At 44.2% G+C, this 19,759-nt stretch carries 16 protein-coding genes and 2 tRNA genes; 2 read left to right on the top strand and 16 right to left on the bottom strand.

From position 1 onward, the window contains the following. Positions 1 to 290: 290 nt before the first annotated feature. From ftsH to spoIIE, 6 genes are all read right to left on the bottom strand, one after another. Entirely contained in the window at positions 291 to 2,252 is a 1,962-nt protein-coding gene (gene ftsH, locus P8596_RS00425; RefSeq protein ID WP_224522371.1) for an ATP-dependent zinc metalloprotease FtsH, read from the bottom strand. 103 nt (positions 2,253 to 2,355) lie between these two features. Beyond that, positions 2,356 to 2,904 carry a hypoxanthine phosphoribosyltransferase gene (gene hpt / locus P8596_RS00420; protein ID WP_034762998.1) on the bottom strand — a complete coding sequence of 183 codons (549 nt, stop codon included), beginning with the start codon at positions 2,902 to 2,904 and terminating at the stop codon, positions 2,356 to 2,358. A gap of 3 nt (positions 2,905 to 2,907) precedes the next feature. Continuing rightward, the gene (gene tilS / locus P8596_RS00415) at positions 2,908 to 4,311 is read right to left on the bottom strand and encodes a tRNA lysidine(34) synthetase TilS (RefSeq protein ID WP_279725486.1); all 1,404 of its coding nucleotides are present in this window, start codon (positions 4,309 to 4,311) and stop codon (positions 2,908 to 2,910) included. A 68-nt stretch (positions 4,312 to 4,379) separates the two neighbouring features. After that, the gene (locus P8596_RS00410) at positions 4,380 to 5,387 is read right to left on the bottom strand and encodes a protein kinase domain-containing protein (protein ID WP_279726945.1); all 1,008 of its coding nucleotides are present in this window, start codon (positions 5,385 to 5,387) and stop codon (positions 4,380 to 4,382) included. Beyond that, entirely contained in the window at positions 5,356 to 6,096 is a 741-nt protein-coding gene (locus P8596_RS00405; protein ID WP_034762994.1) for a VWA domain-containing protein, read from the bottom strand. Before P8596_RS00405 ends, P8596_RS00410 begins: the two co-directional genes overlap by 32 nt. Positions 6,097 to 6,187: 91 nt before the next feature. Then, on the bottom strand, positions 6,188 to 8,674 hold the full coding sequence (gene spoIIE, locus P8596_RS00400; protein WP_254652749.1) for a stage II sporulation protein E: 2,487 nt from the start codon (positions 8,672 to 8,674) through the stop codon (positions 6,188 to 6,190). Between the two features lie 290 nt (positions 8,675 to 8,964). Here spoIIE and P8596_RS00395 point away from each other — a divergent pair. Continuing rightward, positions 8,965 to 9,041 (top strand) — tRNA-Met (locus P8596_RS00395). Between the two features lie 9 nt (positions 9,042 to 9,050). Then, positions 9,051 to 9,122 (top strand) — tRNA-Glu (locus P8596_RS00390). Between the two features lie 52 nt (positions 9,123 to 9,174). Here the strand turns inward: P8596_RS00390 and P8596_RS00385 are convergent. The 10 genes from P8596_RS00385 to mfd all read right to left on the bottom strand — a co-directional run bounded on the left by P8596_RS00385 (position 9,175) and on the right by mfd (position 19,687). After that, the gene (locus P8596_RS00385; RefSeq protein ID WP_254652748.1) at positions 9,175 to 9,645 is read right to left on the bottom strand and encodes a DinB family protein; all 471 of its coding nucleotides are present in this window, start codon (positions 9,643 to 9,645) and stop codon (positions 9,175 to 9,177) included. A 164-nt stretch (positions 9,646 to 9,809) separates the two neighbouring features. Next, positions 9,810 to 10,235 (bottom strand): S1 domain-containing RNA-binding protein, encoded by a 426-nt coding sequence (locus P8596_RS00380; RefSeq protein ID WP_034762990.1) that lies wholly within the window; start codon positions 10,233 to 10,235, stop codon positions 9,810 to 9,812. A gap of 74 nt (positions 10,236 to 10,309) precedes the next feature. Next, positions 10,310 to 10,699 carry an FtsB family cell division protein gene (locus tag P8596_RS00375; protein WP_034762988.1) on the bottom strand — a complete coding sequence of 130 codons (390 nt, stop codon included), beginning with the start codon at positions 10,697 to 10,699 and terminating at the stop codon, positions 10,310 to 10,312. Between the two features lie 43 nt (positions 10,700 to 10,742). Then, entirely contained in the window at positions 10,743 to 11,396 is a 654-nt protein-coding gene (gene yabQ / locus P8596_RS00370) for a spore cortex biosynthesis protein YabQ (RefSeq protein ID WP_034762986.1), read from the bottom strand. Continuing rightward, the gene (yabP, locus tag P8596_RS00365; RefSeq protein ID WP_034763030.1) at positions 11,393 to 11,689 is read right to left on the bottom strand and encodes a sporulation protein YabP; all 297 of its coding nucleotides are present in this window, start codon (positions 11,687 to 11,689) and stop codon (positions 11,393 to 11,395) included. Before yabP ends, yabQ begins: the two co-directional genes overlap by 4 nt. 98 nt (positions 11,690 to 11,787) lie before the next feature. Then, on the bottom strand, positions 11,788 to 12,054 hold the full coding sequence (locus P8596_RS00360) for an RNA-binding S4 domain-containing protein (RefSeq protein ID WP_034763029.1): 267 nt from the start codon (positions 12,052 to 12,054) through the stop codon (positions 11,788 to 11,790). Between the two features lie 22 nt (positions 12,055 to 12,076). Next, on the bottom strand, positions 12,077 to 13,537 hold the full coding sequence (gene yabN, locus P8596_RS00355; RefSeq protein WP_224522376.1) for a bifunctional methyltransferase/pyrophosphohydrolase YabN: 1,461 nt from the start codon (positions 13,535 to 13,537) through the stop codon (positions 12,077 to 12,079). A gap of 13 nt (positions 13,538 to 13,550) precedes the next feature. Then, a complete protein-coding gene (locus tag P8596_RS00350; RefSeq protein WP_279725485.1) occupies positions 13,551 to 15,167 on the bottom strand; it encodes a putative polysaccharide biosynthesis protein in 1,617 nt (538 codons plus the stop codon). Between the two features lie 157 nt (positions 15,168 to 15,324). After that, positions 15,325 to 15,861 (bottom strand): stage V sporulation protein T, encoded by a 537-nt coding sequence (gene spoVT, locus P8596_RS00345; protein ID WP_034762981.1) that lies wholly within the window; start codon positions 15,859 to 15,861, stop codon positions 15,325 to 15,327. Positions 15,862 to 16,156: 295 nt separating this feature from the next. After that, positions 16,157 to 19,687: a transcription-repair coupling factor gene (gene mfd / locus P8596_RS00340; protein ID WP_279725483.1), complete on the bottom strand. Its 3,531-nt coding sequence runs from the start codon at positions 19,685 to 19,687 to the stop codon at positions 16,157 to 16,159. Positions 19,688 to 19,759 lie beyond the last annotated feature (72 nt).

Genomic DNA, 19,759 nt, shown 5'->3' with positions numbered 1-19,759 from the left:
TAAATTCCAAAAAATTCATTTACCATAAGTGACAGCGGGAAAACTTTGACCGTTCCTTTCCGCTCCAGGCACTTGCTTTCCACGGGGAGGAAGTCGAGCCTCCTCGGGCTTCGCCCTGCGGGGTCTCGACCTTTCCTCTTTTTCCCGCTGGAGTCAAGTGCCTTCCGCTACAATCCACTCTGTGCTTCTCCATTGTGGCTGTGACTTCCTAGTTATTAATTGCCTTTTGGTACCATTTTGATTCAGTAATCAAAAAAGGATGCACCCATAAATGGATGCATCCTTCATTATCATGTGCGATCAGTATGAGAGTCGTCTTCTTTGGAAGTCGTGTCTTCTACAATCGCAGTTTCTTCATTTTTCTTCTGGATGTTGACCTTCACGTCACTGCTATCCTGATCGGATTCATATGTGCGTTCAGGCAATTTGCCGTGATCCATTAGAGACTTGATTTGCGCTGCGTCTAATGTTTCTACATCCAACAAAGTTTTGGCAATGAGTTCAAGCTTGTCACGGTTCTCAGTAAGAATCCGCTTCGCTCTCTCATAGCTGTCTTTGATCAGACGCTGCATTTCTAAGTCAATTTCATACGCGATGGCATCTGAATAGTTTTGTTCACTATTGATGTCACGTCCAAGGAACACTTGACCACCTTGGGATTGACCGAACTGAAGTGGTCCGAGCTTATCACTCATACCATATTCAGTGACCATTTTACGGGCGATTCCAGTTGCACGTTGGAAGTCATTATGCGCACCAGTGGATACATCTCCGAAGATGATTTCCTCTGCCACACGCCCACCAAGTAATCCGGTAATCTTATCAAGAAGCTCCGGCTTCGTCATGAAGTAACGATCTTCCTTAGGTAGCATGACAGCGTAGCCGCCAGCCTGCCCACGAGGAACGATGGTCACTTTATGTACCATGTCAGCTTCATCAAGGACTAATCCGATCACGGTGTGACCCGCTTCGTGGAATGCCACAATTTTACGTTCTTTTTCAGATATGACTTTGCTCTTCTTAGCAGGACCTGCAATGACACGGTCCGTTGCTTCGTCGATATCACGCATATCGATTTTCTTTTTGTCCTCACGGGCCGCAACAAGTGCCGCTTCGTTCAGAAGGTTTTCCAAATCGGCTCCGGAGAAACCTGGTGTTCTCATGGCAATCGCTTTAAGATCTACTGAATCATCAAGCGGTTTGTTATGAGAATGTACTTTAAGGACAGCTTCACGACCTTTTAAGTCTGGACGATCTACTGTGATTTGACGGTCGAAACGTCCCGGACGCAATAATGCCGGATCCAGAATGTCTGGTCTGTTCGTTGCAGCGACGATGATGATTCCTTCGTTCGCTCCAAAACCATCCATCTCAACAAGTAACTGGTTCAGGGTTTGCTCACGCTCATCGTGACCTCCGCCCAATCCTGCTCCACGCTGACGACCGACTGCATCAATCTCATCAATGAAGATGATACAAGGCGCGTTCTTCTTCGCATTTTCAAATAAATCACGTACACGAGATGCACCGACACCGACAAACATCTCAACGAAGTCGGAACCACTGATTGAGAAGAATGGAACTCCCGCTTCTCCAGCTACCGCTCGTGCAAGTAAGGTTTTACCTGTACCAGGAGGTCCCACTAGAAGGACACCCTTCGGAATACGGGCACCCACTTCAGAGAACTTGCGTGGATCCTTTAAGAATTCCACTACCTCTACAAGCTCCTGCTTTTCTTCATCTGCGCCCGCTACATCTTTAAAGCGGACTTTCTTCTTCTCTTCACTGTAAAGCTTTGCCTTACTCTTACCAAAGTTCATGACACGGCTTCCGCCGCCTTGAGCTTGGTTAAGTAAGAAGAAGAACAGGATGAAGATGATGACAAACGGAATGATGGTTGTGAAGAAAGATACCCAGCCGCTTGTTTCCTTGGCCTGTAATACTTCCACATCGATGCCCTGCTCTGACGCAGCTGCATTGATCTTATCCATCAGCTTTCCATCTGTGGTAAGGACATAGGTCAAGAAGTACTCTCCTTCTTTAGCCCCTTCCATTTGTCCTTTTACTTCATAAACACCTCTGCCAGGCTGAATTGAAAAAGAAGAAACATCTCCGTCTTCAAGGTTATTAATAAATGTACTGTACTCGATATTTTTGGTTGGCTCGTTGTTGTTACTGAAATAACTCACCACACCTATAATCACTAAAAAGACTAGTAAATAGAATATGGTGTTTCGAAAGATCCGGTTCATCCCTTACCTCCTCCCACGGGTAAACAAACTAAGTAAAATAGTATCATAGAAAATCATGGCATTACAACAAATTGCACTTGCAAGATTCCTCTTTAGAATATACTTATTCTCCCGTTGTATACACTCTTGGTTTTAAAACACCGATATACGGCAGATTACGATATCTCTCCGCGTAATCGAGACCATATCCGACCACGAACTCGTCAGGAACAATAAAGCCCACATAGTCCGCTTTGATATCTGCTTTACGACCGGTTGGCTTGTCGAGCAGAGTCACTATGCTGATGGATTTTGCCTTACGATAGCGGAAAAGCTCCACCAGATAGCTTAATGTCAATCCGCTGTCGATGATATCTTCAATGATGAGGATATCCCGGCCTTCCACCTTGGTATCTAAATCTTTCACAATCTTTACTTCTCCGGAAGAGACAGTAGAGTTCCCGTAGCTGGATACATCCATGAAATCCATTTCCATATGGGTATCCATGCGCTTGCAAAGGTCAGCCATGAATGGCATGGCGCCTTTTAAAACGCCAATCGCCAAAGGAAAACGATCTTGATATTCCTCTGTTAATTGTGCACCTAACGCTTTGATCTTTTCTTGAAGTTCTTCTTCTGAAATTAACACTTTCTCAATATCTTGGTTTAACAATGTTCAACTGCCTCCTAGAAGATGATTGCTTGTAAATTGTAGTACTAAACTATTTTCCTGCTCTTCTCCCAAATCGTAAATAGACTTCTTCATGCCCGGAACCCACAGTATATGTTGTTCAGCGTCCACTACAACCGGCCACTCCTCACGAAGGTGAGCGGGAAGTTTATGATCGATAAAGAGGTTTTTCAGCTTCTTGGAGCCTTCCATCCCCTTCACTTTCATTCTATCCTCTTTTCTTCTCGTTCGCACGTAAAGAGGAAGGGACACAGCGCGTGGATCAAGATAGATCACATCACTGGTACAGTCCGGGGTGTGCGGGGAAGAATTGAGATGAAACTGATATTCACCTTGAATGTCCAGCCCCTTATCAACCTGCAGCTCATAACAATAGGGAACCTCGGTTAAGGCTAATTCTCCAAAGTGAAAATAGCATGTATGATACGCACGTGTTACCTTAAGCCCCTTTGGTAAGTCTATGCTGGCATTCGGCGCTTTTCCTTTTAAAATACCCAATACATCGTAAATATGTATAGACGATAAGGAAGATGGTCTTAGTTTGTAAAGATAGTTTAATATTAGATTAATCCCTCTTCTTTGTAAAGGCTGAGCCATTGCAAGAAAACCATCGATATGTATGGAGGAGTAATCCCCGGTGTTATTCCATACCTTATTCAACTTTTCCTTTGTTAATTCCTCTAAATATGCCTCATCTTCTGCCAATTCTTCACTAAATCGTTGGAATTGAAGATGAACATGAGGGTTTTCCTGTTTTAAGAATGGAAGGATTCTCTTTCTAAACCGATTCCTTGTATAAACTTCCTTCTGGTTACTGGGATCTCTTCGCGGCTCAAGATCATGTCTTTCACAATAGTTCTCGATCTCCAGTTTCGTCACAGTCAGGAAAGGCCGGATAATATCACCGTCAGCAAATGATCGTTTCAGGGGGATGCCGGCTCTACTCGCCCCCGATGCCCCTCTTGTCAATTTCATCAGGATGGTTTCGACTTGATCATCCCCGTGATGACCCAGGGCAAGCTTGGTGGCTGACATCTCTCTCATGACACCCTCAAGAAACCCATAACGAATCTTTCGGGCCATATCCTGCATGCTTCCATTTACCGCTTCGATTTCCTTCGAAACATCCACTCTTTCTCCGTAAAAGGGGATATTCCGCTGATGACAGAAATCCCGGACGAACTGAAGCTCCTGAAAGGATTCGTCCCCCCTGAACATATGATCCAGATGGGCCGCCGCCACTTCCACCCCTAACTCTCCTTTGTTCGAGTCAAGAAAGTGCAGCAGCGCCAGGGAATCAGGACCGCCTGATACGGCTACCAGAATGCGGTCGCCCTTTTGAATGAGCCGGTGATCTTGAATGAATCGTTTTATCGTATGCTCTAACATTGTGCTTCCTCTTCCTAAAACCATTTTCCCCATTGTATCAATTTATACTGGTTTCTCACACCGTTACGCTACAGCAATTCTCCATAAATATACAAAACGTACAGGAGCGATACAATGATCACAACAAGCACAGTCTCCAGAAAGTGACTAGAATTTTTATTCCGTTGATTTTGATATCTGCTTTGGTGGGGGGAAGATGTTCTTACAGTAGAGCTTTGCGGAACGGATCTTTGGGCCTTCGGTTTAGGCTTCGTCTGCTGCACCGGCTGGGCATGAGAAAGTCCATGTAAAAGACTCTCTCTCATTTCATTGGCAGATTGAAATTTGCCCTCGAGGGAAGCAAGGATCGTCCCTGCGAACTTTTTCAGCTGGTCCTTGGAATCCACAGCCTGCCTCAGTTGTTTTATATTCCCTTCCCCGGTCTTGGTGAAACGCGTTGGATGGGCCAAATTGATAAGAATCATCCCTACTGAGAAAAGATCATAGGAAGGTTCTGCCCTCCTGGATCCCCCGATCCAATATCCTCTATCAAAAAACTCCGTAAACTCCTTGATCGCCCGGCCATTGATGGTCGTCCCCCCGACGTCAATACAGCGAATTCTGTAAGGAGGACCCGTCACAATTAAGTTTTCTGGCTTTAAATCCCCAAAGACCCATCCTTCCTTATGAATCCGCTCCAGGTCTGTCAGGAGCTGGGCAACGAGGACACCTGTCCAGGAAAATCCCTTGGACTGGACGAAGGACAAAAGATCGGTACCCTGTATATATTCCATCACATAGAAATGGATTTTTTGACCCCTTACCTCCCAATCGTCCACATCAAGAAGCTTGGGCCCAAGGGGAGAGCCTTGGACCTTGGAGAAAGCTTTTAATACATTGACCTCAGATGTAATCGACACATTGCTGTCGCTCATCTTTAACGCCTGATATCCTGAGGATCCCTGCACCAGATAGACCATCCCATTGGCGCCGAACCCCAGTTCTTTTACGATTGTATAAATATTCTTATACCATTTGCCTCTTATAACTGTTCCAGGGGGAAAACTAAATGGTTTCTTCGAAGTATTGTTCATCATCGCCACGAGAGAGCAATCCCCTTAATGAACGTTTTTTCTTAAAGTGTGTAATGGCTTCTGAGATTGCAGGCCCCGTTGGAGTGATTCCGCCTGGAGACAATTTAGAGAAAATACTCGTCAGTGTTTCGAGTCTTGGTGTCCAATCCAGCAGTTTTTCGACATCTTGTCGTTTCCCGGGAAATACAAACACAGAAAACTTATTATCACCCATCCTTGCATTTAAGCTTAATGATAGGTCCAATAGGGCTTCCTTGACTGTCGGAAGCTTATGTTTCATACTTGCTGACGTATCGACAAGAATCAACACTTCCATATCGACGGATTCACCCAGTTCATCGACCACTTCCATGACCTCTCCACGCTGTTCGGGCGGAAGTTCCTCCATGGAGGCGGATTTCCCAAGGATTTGTTTCAATTCTTTATTCACAACTCCCTGCAAGGTTTGGGTCATCGCTTTACGCGTGACCATCTGTACCGTTTGCGAAAGCTGCTGTGCATATACGATCTGGCTCACTCCACCCCCCGATAGAGCAATCCCTTCAATTTCCTGCATCCCATTATCATCTATGACATCATTGTCCATCACACCGATCACATTGACCGAGATTCCCTGCTCCTTGGCGAGGGCCGCCATTGCAATCGGGTCTTCTCCTTGATTCGAGCAACCATCCGTAATTAAAAGAATTTGACGAAGTGTACCTGGCTTCATCAGACTCCCCTCCTCATTCTAAAGTTGATATCATCTTCGCCGAATAAGGAGGGATTTATACTCTAGTTAACTATTTTAAAGGGTGCGAACCCTAGGAAATTTTATCTTTCTTCTTTGATTTTTGCATGGGGATGGATGACCACTTCGGTATGTTATGTTTGATTTTCGATACCACAATCGTCATATCATCCTCTATTAATCCGGAGCTCGACCGGATGACCTCCTCCATTAATATGTCTGCCACTTCCTGTGGATCATCGGTTTCAAGTTCTTTTATCTTCCGCTTCATCCACAGGTCATAATTTTCTACATGCTTCGGTCCCTCAAAGGCACCGTCACTCATCATGATGAGAAGATCTCCCGCTTTCAGCTGCTCCGAGACGACATCGACATCAAAGTCCTGCTGAAGCATCCCCATCGGCAAGTTACTGGCTTCCACCTTGAGGATTTTATCCCCCCGCTTAATGAAGCTTGGGGTCGAACCTATTTTTAAGAACCTCGAAGACGCATTCTGAAGATCAATCATGGCTAAATCCAGTGTGGAGAAAATTTCATCATTCGTTCTGAGGGAAAGAATCGAATTGATGGACTTGATCGCCACCTGTTCTTCGATCCCCGATTCCAGAATCTTTTTCAATAGCCTCAGTGTTTCATTGCTTTCATAATGGGCCCGTTCACCGTTCCCCATCCCGTCACTGATCGCAACGGCATACTTCCCCCTTCCCAATTCAATCATGGAGTAACTGTCTCCCGAAACCAGTCCGCCTCCTTTTGCCGCATGGGAGGCCCCTGTATCGACGACAAATTTCTTGGCAGATTGAAAGGTTACGTGACACTGACCGTTCGGAAATTGAGCGCACTCCTCCTTTTGTACAACGATGTTTTCCCCTAGAATATCCGATAACATGGGTGCGATGAGCTTTTCCCCCTGTCCGTGACCCCCGCAATAAGGCATGGTCATATCGATATCGACATTCCCTTGCTCCAGATTATAGATTTCTATATTTTCAATTTCGATCCCGAACTCTCCGATACTCGCCAGGATCTGTTCTTCCTGAATATGATGATTCTCCCTTTCTCTCTGGATTTCTTTCGCGAAATTCCCCATGACTTCGGACACACCAAGCAACTGGTCAGCCACAAGCTTCCTGCTTTCCTGGACCTGTTTCTTCAATTTCAGATTGGCCTGATAGAAAGTGAGCTCCTGATAGATCGTATCCTTCAACTTCTTCTCTCTCGTACAATGCTTCTCTACTTCTCTTGCAAGTCTCGGGGAAAGGGGGACCCTTCCCTGATCATACTCAGTCATCACTTCTTTCATGAGATTATAGGTTTTATCAAAATTCCGCGCCCAGCACTGATCCTTCTTAAAGCAGGTTTGACACGTCTTCTCCGTGACATTGCTGAGAAAATAGTCAAATTCTTTATCTTCCTCCTCTTCAAACCGGTCTTCTATTTGTTGAAAGCTGTTCGAAAGAGCCTGAAACACTGACGAGAATTGAGTGACCCGATTGGCGGTCACATCCCTCACCCGGCGCATATACCCCTGTTGGTCCTGCTGATATTCAGCAGTACCCGGTATATGCCTAGCAATTTTAGACGTTAAACTTTGAGGAGTGAGAAATAGGAGTAATATCGCTACCCCCGATTCATAAAGGGTTTTCGTTAAGACTGTATCCGTATCCCCGTACATACCCATTAGCAGTGTAGCGATTAACAAACCGATTGCCGCTCCGAATTTCTTCCCTTCTTTCATGAGTCCGCCCAGAAGTCCGGAAAAAGCAAGCAAGCTCATTTGATAAAAGCTTGAAACGTTGGCTAAACTGAAGACGAGGCCGGTCACGACCCCTACCGTCGATCCCACTGTGGCCCCTGCGATAAAGGAGAACAGCAGTACCAGATATCTTGATAACACATGTTCTACAGACAGATTGTATACGGACCATCCGATCGTTCCCGTCATGATCGAGGCCAGGAGGATGATCAAGCTCACCACTTCTTCTGTTTTCAGTGATTTCCTTCTACGCTGTACCGTAACAAGGGGGACGCTCTGGATGAAGATATAGGTTAAGAGAAACGCAAGGCTTGCTTCAATGACCGCCATGACCCCGTTATAGATCGTCAAGGCCTGTCCCTGTTGGATATAATCGAACCCAAGCTTGGCAGCCATCACCGTAAAGAACACATAGAAGGCGACAACCCTCACATTATTCTTGTGATATTTTTGCGATAATCGATACGTTAACAGGAATAATACCGCACTGACAAACGTATAACTGATACTAGGAATGGATAAGGTGAGCGCTCCTGCCAGCAATCCCATGAGTGCGATCGGCGACTTCTCTCTCCGTATGATATAAACCGACGCAAAGAATGGCAGAGCAAAAGGTGTCAGATGTGAAAGGATTAAAGCTCTTCCGAGGAGAAACCCGATGACGAATAGAGCAACCCCCTTTTCTACGAATAACCACTCAAGCTTTGAATAAATGGACCGGATCCCCTTGGACAGTTCCACCCTCGTGTGTTCAATGTCTACGTTCTGAACTGGTTCGATGATCGACTGATCGACTTTCCCCATGTATGAAACACTCCCCATTTCTTTTTTTGTTCAGTATAAAGGGTACAAGCTCAAAACTTTGTCAAAATGAGGGAATGCATTCCAAGAATGTTTCGACGTCTTTCTATGGTTTCTGGTAAAATATTCAGAATATTCATGAGGGTTCCCCGTATATTCCCGTGTTTTTTCTTTCAAATTCCTTACGTATCGTTGCTTAAGGGAATTTTGACAATTTCTTTAGGTTTGTATATTGACAAGCAAACCCTTTCTCGGTATCATAGTTTTTGTGCCAAAAAGGCGCATATCCATATGGCGGTGTAGCTCAGCTGGCTAGAGCGTACGGTTCATACCCGTGAGGTCGGGGGTTCGATCCCCTCCGCCGCTACCATATTGTGTCGGCCCGTTGGTCAAGCGGTTAAGACACCGCCCTTTCACGGCGGTAACACGGGTTCGAATCCCGTACGGGTCATAGAAAAAAGACTATCATGATGATAGTCTTTTTTGTTTATTCTATTTTCCCGTCAAACCTTTTCGGCAGATACCAATTCTTCGATCTGCTCTTGGTGGTGCTTATCGTGACTGATGAAGTCTTCGAAAAATTCTTCCAGGGTGAAGCTTTGATCCCCGACTTTGAACGATTGCCCGAAATCATCTTCCGGTACGTTTTTTACATAAGTGATCATCAGATCCCTTGTTCTGATCCCTTCTTTGATCAAATCTCCCTGGTTCACTACATGATGGGCATAGTCTTCCGCTTCTCCATTAAATTTCTGGAAATCAGGAAAGGGTGGTAGTTCTGCTCCTTCTGAAACATGAGGGAGAATATCCTGTAAAGAATATTGATCCCATTTAATGATGTGGGCTATATTGGCAGCGATCGACCATTTATCTTCTTCCATAGGCTTGAACCATTCAACTTCACTTAGCAGCTTCAATTCCTCCAACCACATCTTAAATGACTCATAGTGATCGATAATCTGTTCGTATTTCATCCATTCTGCCCCCACTCACGATATTTATCTTTACCTATTCGATAGGAGCAGGGGATTTTCCTGTGTTGATGTCCATCAATAATATAAAAAAACAGGCATACCCATCAGAATGGGTATGCCTGTTTTCCGTTCACAACCTGCTATATGGGTTAATAGACAGCAAGTTAACCTTTTTTCGCCCCTTTTCCACCACGACGAGACTCAGTATTTTTCTTTAAAGATGATAAACGATCTTCACTGTCTTTCAAGAAACGTGCCATCTTTTGTTCGAAACTTTCTTTCGTACGAGTGTCGTTCGGTTTATTATTAGTACGCGGGCGCTGAGGACGCTGAGGGCGCTGCGGGCGTTGTGGTTGATCTTTCGCTTTACGGATGGATAAACCGATCTTTCCATCTTTCTCAACATTAATAACTTTAACCGTTACTTCGTCGCCGACTTTAAGGTGTTCGTTAATATCCTTAACATAGTTGTCTGCAACTTCACTAATGTGAACTAATCCTGTTGAACCTTCCGATAATTCCACGAACGCTCCAAAATTTGTAATACCTGTTACCTTACCCTGTAACTTGCTGCCTACTTCGATTGACATAAAAGAAATGCTCCTCCTTAAAATTATAAAAGATAAACCTTACTATATATTATAGCCAATTAAAAAAAAGAGTGTCAATAAGACACCTCTTCTTCTTTCTCTTTATCTGTCTCAGGTATGTTGAAAATAATCTCACCTTCATCTGATAAAAAGTAATCCCGGCGCGCCAGTTTGGCTATATATTCATCATCGTTAAGCTTCACAATCTCTTCTTCCAAGGCTGATTGCTTATCTTTCAGGTTTTCTAACTTTTTTTCCAATTGTGCTTTTTCCGTTTGTTTATCTTCTAAAACCTGGGCTCTGGAAATGAGGGTCGAGATTAAAAATCCACTAATTGCCAACACTAAAACAAAGAAAACTGCTAATCGACGGACCAAACGCTTTTTTCTCTTAGAAGAAGATTTATGCATATGCTCCTGATGGCGGACATATTCATTTTCCATTGGTGTCACGTTTTTTCTCATTCCCAAACCTCCTTTACAATATGGAGTGGCAAAGCCTTAAGCCCTATTCTTTATCTTTAGGTTTCTTTTTGAACTTTTCTACCACTCTATATACTTTTTTGATGTACGCTTTAAAAATTCCTGCCACTTTATTATATAACTTCTCGACTCTTTTTGTAAGATTTTTCGGCAATAAATTCCAAATACCCTTCAATATCCACCATATCGGTGTGATTACGAGCTTAATCGCCCATTGCATCACTTTCATGATCACCTTTAAAAAGAATAATATGACGGATAAAAGCCCTTTTCCTATAGATAATACAATCGTGATCAGAAGCACAATCATCCATTTTATCGGTGAATAAATCAATCTTTTCACCATTTTCACTCCGAAATTATACAGGGAGATAAAAAACAATATCAGGCGTTCAAGGAACGCCAAATAATGTTGCTTGATCAACGCCTGGTAAGCGGCAAAACCGCATAATAGCGCAATGAAAATATAAAAGCGGATCTCACCGAAATTCACGACGAATAAAATATAAAAAATCGCCAGTGCCTGCAAAACCCAAAACATGATGTCATTGATGAATACAAGCCACCGTTTTCTCTCGGACCGGTGTAAGAACCGGGAATACGTGTCCAACGTCATACCAAATAGTGCCCCCATGCCGATCATGGAGAGCATGGTATAGAACTGGGTCGAGAGGGTCATCGAAACAGCTTGCTAAAGAAGCCTTTAGCCTTCTCCCCGTTTTGTTCATCCAGGTAGACGAGATCGAACACCTTTCCTTTTATAGAGACGATGCCTTTATCCACATCCAGATTTTTCATTTGAAGATTCTGGCCCCTGACGGAGAGGAATCCCATGACGGTTTCAAGGAGGAACTCTTCGTTATCGAAGCTTTCCACTTGCTTCACTCCTGTAATATCAAGCAGCTTGCGGCCCCTCATCATTACGTCATGTTCCTGAAAGGTTTTATCTTTGTTTCCATCATATTGATTCATATCCATCCCTCACATTCCCATAGTACAAGCTTTGTAACTATGTTTATGTGTATAGGGGAAAAATAGAACCAAATAACAGACCAAATGCTATGTATCCCTTACTCCGTTTCCTCGACCCTTTCCTCTGAAAGGACGGAATAAAGCCCGCTCGCTTCTTCTTTTTTCGTTGTTTCAAGAAGCCTTTCAATCTTTACCCTCATAATTCTCTGGCCAAACCTTACGCTTAATTCATCCCCTACTTTTACATTGGAGCTTGCTTTGGCCTGTTGCCCATTCACAGTGATACGTCCCTGGTCGGCAATCTCTTTCGCCAGGGTTCTTCTTTTTATGAGCCTGGATACTTTTAAAAATTTATCTAATCTCATGGATACCATTGTACATTTCCCCTTATTCGATATTCATCTTTTTCGCTTCGTTCCAAAATCGGTCCAACTCTTCCAATGTAAAATCTTCAAAACTCTTACCCGATTTCATTACTTGTTCTTCCACATAGGAAAACCTGCGGTAAAACTTCGTGTTCGTCATGGCTAATGCTTCCTCAGGGAGAATCTTATAAAATCTGGCCACATTGATTAGAGCGAATAACACATCTCCAAATTCTTTTTTCATGTCGTGTTCACTATTATTCTCGACTTCTCTTTCAAATTCCTTTAATTCTTCCCATACTTTCTCCCAGGCACCTTTAGGGTCTGCCCAATCAAAGCCCACTTTTGCAGCTTTTTTCTGATATTCAAATGCCTTCATGAGAGCAGGCATACCTTTTGCCACGTTCTTAAGCATCGGTTCCTTGTCGTCCTGTTTTTCACGTTTCTTGATTTCGTCCCAGTTTGCTTTCACCTGCTCCGTGTTTTCCACTTGAACGGTTCCGAATACATGAGGATGTCTCCGGACCATCTTGGACGCCAGTCCTTCGATGACTTCTTCCATGGTGAACATGCCCTCATCCTCGCCTATTTGTGCATGGAGCATGATTTGAAGGAGGACATCCCCCATCTCTTCGATCATATGATCAATATCTTCTTCCTCGATGGCTTCCAGTAGCTCATATGTTTCCTCAAGGAGATATTTCTTGAGTGAATGGTGGGTTTGTTCTTTGTCCCATGGGCAGCCATTCGGTCCGCGAAGCGTCGAAATGATTTCCCTTAATGTCGCATATTGCTTAAAGGAGGATTCCATTTCCTCGACAGCCGGAACATAGAGGCTTGTCAAATTACTGAGATCAGCAACCCGGTCAAGCTCCACCAGCGGGATCCGCTCCACCTTTTCTTCCGTACTTCCGGCAGCCGTTACAAGGGAGACCTCATAATCATACGGATAAAGCTCCATCAGAGTGAGCTTCACTTCAGAAGCGATGAAGGCATCATACACCTGCCCGATGATAAGCTGCTGGTTCATATGGATATCATGAAGCTTTAAGCTGGTACCATCAAGGAGCTGGAATCCATCAATCGGATCCGCTCCCACAGAAGCAAACAGGGCATCGATAAAGCTCTGTCCACCGCCGATTTCAACGTGGATTGTCCCTTCTTTATGTAGGTCCAACAGCATTTGGACAGCCTTTTCTGCAACCAATGGGTGACCCGGAACGGCATAGACAAGGGAATGCTCTTCTGATGCCGTGATCAGGTTTTGAACAATCTCTTCATATACGAGATCGAACTGATCATGTTTTTCATAGACAGCATCGAAAGAATGATAGGTGATCCCTTCTGCTATTAAATCCTTTACGACGGGATGCTGATCCGTCCTTAAGTAAAGGTGTGAACTGTTCTTAATCCTCCTGTATACTCCCAATGGCAACTGTTCTATATCTCCTGCGCCTAACCCGACGATCGTTATCGTATTCATGTTAATCTCCTCGCTACTTATTATTCGGCTGAACTTTATTCATCAACCACACCCATTTACTCCCAAAGGGCAAGAAACTGATGTCTTCTCTTGAAAGGACATTCCCTCTTAAAAACACGATCAAAAAAAGGATGCCGCCGATACAAACGCCTCCTATTGAAAAAAGGACGGAAAGCGGACGCCCGGGCATTCCATTATCCAAAAGTGTATCATATATCCACAATAGCCCCTGTAATCCAATCGTCATGGCCGCTCCACTCAGCAGCAATGTCTTATAAAAAGAGAACGTAAAGAATCGGATTGGAAACCATTTTCTAAGCTTGATCACCATCATGATGGCAATGATACTTAAAGAGCCAACAGTCGAGACCGATGCCCCCATGACTCCCATCACTGGGATGAGACAGGCATTTCCGAGGTATTTCACTAAAATTCCCATCAGGATACAGAATGCCGGGTAATAAATTCTCCCGATTCCCTGAAAGATGCCTGCAAACGTCAAAATAAGGCAGCTGAAGAATATCGATAGACAGAAGACAGCGATGACCTTGGAACCGAGGGCATTTTCAAATAGCATCGTATTGGTCGGCACCATGATATTGATGATTCCCAGCGTGGCAGCGAATCCGATGGTGATGCTGATCTTAAGGGAAAGCTGACTGTACTCCCTTACTAAAGATTCTCTTCTTTTGAGATAGGCATTTGTCACCAATGGAACGATGGTCAGTGAAATGGAGGTAGCCACTACCGTCCCGAGCTGGACAAAGGGTTGTCCCCGGTCATAAATCCCCTTCCACGTTTTCGCGCTTTCCGCTTCCATCCCTGATGACAGAAGAAGGGAGTATACATTTAATGAATCCACAAATTGGAGTAAGACGAGCAACATGGCACTTACACAGATAGCTGTTCCGTTCTTGAACAACCGGGACCAGATCTGTACGTAATCGGCAGGAAGAGAAAGATATTTACGTGAAAACAGCTTTTCCCTCCGCGCAGTAAGGAAAGTAAGAAGAACAAGAAGTCCGCCCAGACCACCGGTAATCGACCCGAACAGCGCACCTTTCCCTGTCATGTATAAAGAGTACCCTTGAGATACTAGGATGGTCGAAAAAATCAGAATCGTCGCGACCCTGATTGCTTGTTCCGTCACTTGGGAAACAGCCGTTGGCACCATATCTTCTTTCCCTTGATAATACCCCCTGATGACGGAGAGGGGGGCTAATAATAGGAACGATAAAGAAATCACTTGAAGTAACGGCTTCAGCAGGGGATCTCCCATCCAACGTGCGATCACGCCTGAACCGAAGTAGACGAGCAGAAACCAGGAAAAACCAACGAAACAAAGGAATAAAAAGGAGGTGACGGCCACTCTCTTTGCACCCTCTTCATCCTCTCCTTCTAATTTCTCTGCAACCATCTTTGAAATGATGACAGGGAATCCATAGGTGGATAGAGCGATGGCAATTCCGTAGAACGGATACACCTGCTGATATATATAAAACCCGATATCTCCAACAATATTTTGAAAAGGGATCCGATAAACGGCACTTAATAATTTGGTTACCAATGCCGCAACCGTTAATACCATGGCCCCTTTCAAAAATCGGCTGGAGGAGTACTTCTGACTCAACCCGTTTTCCTGCCTTTCTTTACCTCTTACTTCAAGTCTTGACAGACCGAAGAAAAATCATTTATATACTGGTCATTTTACCATAAAGGGTTGTATGTTTTCTCGAATGGGGATGACGACAAAAAAAAGAAGAGCGGCGATTTGCCACTCCTTTACGTTATGACTCCATTTGTCTTGCTAAAAAGCCAGCTGCCGTTTCTACTGCCTTTTGTTCCACTTCGCCTACTGTACGGTCCTTTGAGAAAATCGCAACGGCACCAATCGGATCTCCATTTGCGACAATCGGAGCGATCGTATAGGAAGCAAGATCCTCACCGTGTCCTTCTACAAGCTCAGCTTGTCCCTGTTGAGTGTGTAATAGAGACGTGCGGTCATCCATTACCTTCTCGATGAGTTCACTGATGTTCTTATTTAAATACTCTTTCTTTGAAGCGCCGGAGATGGCGATGACTGCATCCCGATCACAAATTAACACGGCACTTCCCAAACTGTCGTACAATGCTTCGCCATATTCCTTAGCAAAGTCACCAAGTTCACTGATTGGGGAATATTTCTTTAAGATGACTTCTCCGTCACGATCAACGAAGATTTCCAGGGGATCTCCCTCGCGAATCCTTAATGTCCTGCGAATTTCTTTCGGAATGACGACACGTCCTAAATCATCAATACGACGAACAATACCAGTTGCTTTCATCTATAGTTGCCTCACTTTCATCAGATGATTTTTATTTGGCAATGCATCCTTGTTGAATACTTTACCATTGTTGAGTTTAGTATCTTACAACTTAGAAGTTCTATACACATTCAGTTATTTTTTCTGTAATTTCACTAAAATTCTAATGCAGGTATCTTTTTCCATTGTTGGCAGCTGCATAAATACTAATACCCTTATCATAGTAGAGTGAAACAATCCACGCGTTTACATTTTGGTTACATTATTATAACGAAGGGAAGAAATGCCACTGGTTTGTGTCGAATTGATGAAATGATCACACGTTTTCTTCTATTTTTACCGCTTCATCCAGATGTTTGATGATGTCATATGCCATGTTAAACCATTTGGACGGTTCCAAGCGTGTTGTGTTAATCGAGATTTTGAGCTTGGAGCCTTCCATTCCAAGTCCGACTGCACGGCCGTGTTTGTTGCAAAGATTGAATACTTTGGAACCGTCGATCTGTGCCGTTCCTTCCGGCGACATAAAGATATTCACCGTTTTCTTATCCTGCTTGATGGATTCGAGCTTTGTATTCTTCGCATAGATCTTCATTTCAGAGATGAGGAATAAGTAGCCCACCTCTTCCGGATATTCACCGAACCGGTCCAGGATCTCTTCTTCGAGTTCCTCGATTTCAGGAAGGGAAGAAAGGGATCGGAACCGTTTATACATTTCGATCTTTTGATGACCATCCTTAATATAATCATCCGGAATATAAGCGTCGATTTCAATGTCCACTTCAAAGCTTGATTCAGGCTGCTTCGGAAGATCTCCTTTTCGTTCTTCGATGGCTTCTTTCAGCATTTGGGAGTACAGGTCGAATCCGACAGAATCGATGAATCCGTGTTGCTGCGCCCCGAGGAGGTTACCCGCTCCACGGATCGTCAAGTCACGCATGGCAATTTTGAACCCGGATCCCAGTTCCGTGAATTCTTTGATCGCCTGCAATCGCTTTTCTGCCACTTCTGTCAGGACCTTATCTTTACGATAAGTAAAATAGGCATAGGCAACCCTGTTTGAACGCCCTACCCGTCCCCTTAATTGGTACAACTGGGATAAGCCCATCCGGTCGGCATCAAACACAATCAACGTATTGACGTTCGGAATGTCTACACCGGTTTCAATTATCGTGGTTGTGACTAGCACATCATATTCTCCTGCAAGGAAGCTTAGTATGACGGCTTCGAGCTCATTCTCGCTCATTTGACCATGAGCATAGGCAATCCGGGCATCCGGTACGAGCATGGAGATTTCATCGGCTTTTCTTTCAATATCTTCGACACGATTATAGAGGAAATACACTTGGCCATTCCTTGCCATTTCCCTTTCAATCGCTTCTTTAATCAGGGCACCGTTGTACTCCATTACATAGGTCTGAACCGGGAACCGGTTTTCAGGCGGCGTTTCAATAACCGATAAATCCCTTACACCGAGCATCGACATATGAAGGGTGCGGGGAATCGGTGTAGCCGTTAAGGTCAGAACGTCAATATTCGTTTTTAATTGTTTGATCTTCTCTTTATGCGTGACACCGAACCTTTGTTCTTCATCGATGATCAAGAGTCCTATATCACGGTATTGAATGTCTTTTGAGAGAAGTCGGTGGGTTCCCACCACAATATCCACCGTTCCGGTCTTAAGTCCCTTCGTTGTCTCCTGCTGCTGCTTCCTCGTGCGGAAACGGCTTAATAAACCGATTTCCACTGGGAAGTCCTGAAAACGCTCTTTGATGGTTTCATAATGCTGTTGAGCAAGGATGGTGGTAGGCACGAGGATGGCCACCTGTTTCCCGTCTGCAATCGCCTTGAAGGCAGCCCTGATCGCAACCTCGGTCTTTCCATATCCTACGTCCCCACACAACAGGCGGTCCATCGGACGTTCTCTTTCCATATCGTGCTTGATTTCACTGACAGAGCGCAGTTGATCATCTGTTTCTTCATAAGGGAAAGCCATTTCAAATTCTCTCTGCATGTCCCCATCAGGAGAGAAGGCATAGCCTTTTGCCGCTTCCCGTTCAGCATAAAGCTTGATCAAATCATCGGCGATATCCTGAACGGAAGATTGAACCTTCGACTTGACCTTCTTCCATTCACTTCCACCCAGTTTATAAAGCTTTGGATCCTTATTTTCCGAGGCAACATATTTCTGGACCAGTTCAATTTGATCGACCGGTACATAAAGTTTGTCATTCCCCTGATACTTCACATGGAGATAATCTTTGTGCACCCCGTTGATCTCCAATGTTTCGATCCCAAGGAATTTACCGATCCCGTGATTCACATGAACCACATGGTCCCCGACTTTCAGCTCAGAGTAACTTTTGACTCTCTCTGCGTTTGAAAGTTTCTGCCTTCTCGGCTTCTTTTGGGTTTTCTTATTGAACAATTCTTCTTCTGTAATAACCGCAAGTTTCTGAAGAGGGAGCTCAAATCCGCTTGTCAGGCTTCCATTGATCATCTGGATCGTTCCCGGCAGGAGCTTATCTCCATCTTCGACAAAGGCAATCTCAATCTTATAATCGTCCAGTACCCTTTGAAGCTTCTTTACGCGTTCTTCATCCGGTCCTAACAAGACAACGGTATATCTTCCTTTTTTCCACCTATCCAACTCTGCCTTCAATACGTTCATCTGCCCATGGAAATTCTGCATGGGCTTCGTTGAAACATTGAAGATGTTTTGTGGACTGGTATTCGGAATATGGCGCAGGAACAATGAGAAATACACCTTTGGCAGCTTCGTCTTACTAACTAACGAAGAAAACGTGTGGGACACAGGAACGTCTTGAATGATTTGTCCTTCCTGAAGCAGGGAGGTAAACCATTCCGCTTCCTCTTTCTCCAGGGATTCACTCATTTCCTGGACGCGACTGTATTCATCAAAGAATAGAACCCCGTCATCTGGTAAATAATCTAGCAAACTACTAGGCTTTTCATATGCGAGTGACAGGTACTTAAAGATTTGCTCAGGAACCTGCCCATTTTCGAGCTGACTCACCTCATACCCTATGTACTCTGTCATCTTCTCTTTTACGGCCGCCGATTTGACCTTCTTCAAGCTTGTGGAAAGACCTGCGTTGATTTCATGAATAAGCCTCTCCATATTTTCATACTTCAATAAGACCTCTGTGGCAGGGCCTATTTCAATCTCATTGAGTTTATCAATCGAACGCTGATCTTCAACCGAAAAAAGGCGGATCGAATCAATTTCAGTGTCGAATAATTCAATCCGGACAGGGTTCTGAGTGGTTAACGGAAAAATGTCGACAATCCCCCCGCGAAGGCTGAATTCACCAGGTGTGCTAACCATCCCTGTCCGTTGATAGCCCATTTGCACCAGCTGATTTAAGATTTCATCCAAGTCGATATCTTCACCCATTTGAAAACGGATCTGATTCGTTGCCCACATCGATTGAGGTGGAAGGATTTTTCGCAATCCGGCAACAGGTACAATATAGACACCCTTTTGATGATTGGAAAGCTTATTCAATACTTCGATCCGTTGTGCCCTCAACTCGGGACTTGCCACACTTAGCTCAGCTGCGATCAGCTCATTAGCAGAATATAAATATACTTCGTCCTCAGACAAAAATTGAATGAGGTCATCATAAACTTTTTGTGCCTGAAACAAATTATGCGTCACCACTAGGGTAGATTTATTCGTTTGTAGATAGACATCTGCTATATAAGCTGTCCGGGATGAGCCCGATAATCCTGCCACAAGTTGTTCAGACAGACGCTCCTCCACTCCAGCGATGATGGACTGTAGTTCTTCACTTTGGTGAACCTGCTTTAAAATACCTTTCAAGTGTACGCTCCTCCCCTGTGGTTCTTTCTATAAATGATCTAAAAGTATAAACAGAAAAATGCTTTGGCTCTT

Source organism: Rossellomorea sp. DA94 (assembly GCF_029834455.1).
Lineage (GTDB): Bacteria > Bacillota > Bacilli > Bacillales > Bacillaceae_B > Rossellomorea > Rossellomorea vietnamensis.
Note: the sequence above shows the minus strand (reverse complement) of the source record. Positions and strands in the feature narration are given on the sequence as shown.